Origin of the sequence: Crocosphaera watsonii WH 8501 (genome assembly GCF_000167195.1) — a bacterium.
GTDB lineage: Bacteria > Cyanobacteriota > Cyanobacteriia > Cyanobacteriales > Microcystaceae > Crocosphaera > Crocosphaera watsonii.
In genome coordinates, this window is the sequence record NZ_AADV02000285.1 from 1 (window position 1) to 3,130 (window position 3,130).

General features: G+C 36.6%; 1 protein-coding gene and 2 pseudogenes. 1 reads left to right on the forward strand and 2 read right to left on the reverse strand.

Going from position 1 to position 3,130, the window contains the following annotated elements; translation table 11 throughout:
- Window positions 1–8: 8 nt before the first annotated feature.
- Window positions 9–395 (reverse strand): annotated as a pseudogene (locus tag CWATDRAFT_RS30830) (DUF4277 domain-containing protein); the annotation flags it as partial.
- Between the two features lie 344 nt (window positions 396–739).
- Window positions 740–2,395 (reverse strand): protelomerase family protein, encoded by a 1,656-nt coding sequence (locus CWATDRAFT_RS30835; RefSeq protein WP_007308618.1) that lies wholly within the window; start codon window positions 2,393–2,395, stop codon window positions 740–742.
- 214 nt (window positions 2,396–2,609) lie between these two features.
- Between CWATDRAFT_RS30835 and CWATDRAFT_RS30840 the strand changes: the two are divergent.
- Window positions 2,610–3,130: pseudogene (locus CWATDRAFT_RS30840) on the forward strand (transposase); the annotation flags it as partial.

Below are 3,130 nucleotides of genomic sequence, written 5' to 3' on the forward strand. Positions count from 1 at the left end.
TGGAATTAATGGGAGTATTTAAGGTCTATTTTAAATTTTTTAATTACTTCTAAAACTACTTCAATAAAAATATCATTTAGTCCATATTTATATAATTCATCCATTACTCTCCCAATTTTATCATCATTAAGGTAATCAGGTTTAATTCTTTCTCCTAACAATTTCTCAATGGCTTTATCTTGAAAAAAATAACTGAATAAATATAGAGGTCTTGAAACAAATCCTAGTCCATTGATTAAAATAGACTTAACTACTGTACCTGCTGAGATTTTTTCTCTAACATCTATTCCTAATTTATTATTAATTATTTTGACTATTTCTATTTCATCAATTAAACCAGCTACTATCCCTAAATGGTCTAAATTTTTAACTTGTATTTCTTCTAAATAAGACATTTTTCGCTCTTTTTTTACAGAGGAAACAACTTAAGCAATTATCCCACTTTTTTGTCTTCAAGAGCTTAAGCAATTATACTTAATGATTAACCCCAGGCTTGTAGTATTTAATGCTACTTTTTGAAGTGCGGAATCTGGGTTATATGACCAGGGAGGCATGAGTGACCTACATGGTATGCACGACTCTCTCTTTTGGTTGTTTATTCCTGATGCTTTTGAGGGTACCGTCGAATTCTTGTGGGATGGTATTGGTGATTGGAAAGCTTAACTCGATTACAGGCTTTTGTTAGCGTTAAAGTTATGATATACAATTGAAAACTATTTTATCTTGATAGTGAATATGATTAATCTGTCGGATATTCTGGCACTTGAACCACTTCACTAATATCAACTGATTTCCTATTATCCCCTTCTGTTAATTCATAAGTTTGATTATGGGAGTCTATCTCATCAAAATGGCGATCGCACCAAGGGGAAATAATAGAAAACCTCCCCCCGACTAATTTGTTGATGCTGTTGGGATTGATGTACCAACGTTGAGATCGCTCAGTTGCTACATTGGAGTTATAGTATTTAATGGCTAAAAATGCCCGTCTCATTTTTTCTGCTGCTGCTTCTGGATGACGAGTACGCTTTAAGGTAGATAATGGCATTGATTGAAAATCTTTCCCTTGATGACGAGTACGCATCCCCTCCCTAAACTTGATCTCTTGTTTAACCAGTTCACACACCATGTCCTTAAAGTCGGTTTGCCCGGTTTGTTCCATGACAGACTGTAACCGCTTTACCCAATCATCTGATAATCCTAACACTTCAGGGGTAATCGAGGGTTGTGTAACTTCCGTTGTTGTTGCTTGAGATTCATGGGAGAGAAACCTCATCAATGCTTTCTCATGAGTATTATCTGCTAATTTTTCGTTTGATTGTTCTATTTTCTTGAGTTTATCTGCGATCCTCTCGATTAATTTAACTCCTGGTTGCCCTAACTTAATGCCTTGTCGTTGACCCCCTGCTGATACGATCGCACCGTCTCCTATCTGATAATCTAAATAGTGCATGGCCGCATCTGCTTTCCCTGGTGTGGGTTCATGACCATTTATGGCTTTGATGAAGACGAAATCTTTGACTTGTGGGGGACAATAGTAAAACACTGCGATCGCATCATAAATGGCTCTTAACCTTTGGGGATTAACTGTTTTTTCCCCGTTCAATCGAGACAATGTGGGGACTATTTCGCTAAAATTTACTTCTACTTGAAATCTCAGGTTATTTTTATAAGATTCTAGTTCTAAGTCGTTTAATTTATCTGCTTTAAAGGTATTTCTCAGAATATGATAACCTTTGAGGACAGTATCGGCTTCTATTAAGGTGGGCATTTCATAAGACCTTTGTTTTCCCCTAGTTTTAGCTTGTCCTTGGCTTAATATGATTGTATAAGCTGATGAGTCTATTAATACTGCATCTCTGAGTATTTCTCCTGGTCTTAAGCCTACTAATAAGGCTAAGGCTGCTCCTATTTCGGCATAACTACTATATCCTTCTTTTTCGTATTGGGCGATCGCACCCTCTAATAATTCTCTTCCTCGGTTCACTATTAGTTCGGGATCTTCTAGGGTGGCTACATTATGTTGTTTCCAATCTAAGGCTTCCCTTTGCAAGCCTAAGTTCATAGCTTTGATGTCATCGGGGGTGTCTATTAGGGTACAGGCAAAGTGTTCGGATATTCCTTTTGTGGGGTGATATATACTGTTTTGACTGGTTAATTTGTCTTTAAAGTGGATTCTGACGGCTTTATGTAAGTAGGTGTAGTAATTCTTGACGCTAGTGGGTTTTACTTTCTTTAAGAACTTTTGGGTTAGTTCTTCGTTTAAGACGGCGATCGCACTCTCTTCTTCTTTTGTCATCCCTTCTAAGCAAGATAGGGTATCATCGATGATCTCTATTACCCACTTAGACGGTGGTTTTCCTTTGCCCCATTCTTTTAACCAATGGTCTTTCATACTATACCCCTTTTGTCTTATCCCCTCTTCAGGTTACAATATGGGTATAGTATTTGTCAATCAACATCCTCATACTTAGGGTTTGCTGAATAAAAGCAAAACCCTATTCTTTAAAAGGTTACACCCATATTCGCGATCGCAAAAAAGATCAGCTTTGTCGGCTACAAACCGCTATAATTGGTAGAAACACCTCCCAGTTGTTGGTCAAGAACAAATGTATCGAAAAGAGGAGCAACCTTTACCGCCCCCAGAAAAATTTGAATTACCTTTCGAGGGCAAATTGTCCCCCAATAATCGTTGGGTAATCATGGCAGAGTTGATACCTTGGGATGATTTTGAGGAAGAATATGCTAAACTTTTTTCAGCAGAAAAAGGTGCGCCAGCCAAACTATTTAGAATGGCATTAGGGACATTAATTATTAAGGAAAAATTAGGAACAAGTGATAGAGAAACTATAGAACAGATTAGAGAAAATCCCTATCTACAATACTTTATAGGTTTAAATTGTTATCAACAAGAGCCACCACTGGAATCTTCAATGCTAGTTCATTTTAGGAAAAGAATTGATGGAGAATTGATAAACAAAATCGATAAAAAAATAGTAAAAAGAGAAATAGACAAGAGTGATAAAGAAGTAAAAAAAAAGGATTGTCTTCAATAAAAAGGAGAAAAAATTATAAATCAAGGTAAACTAATTTTAGATGCGACTTGTGCGCCAGCAGACATCAAATACCC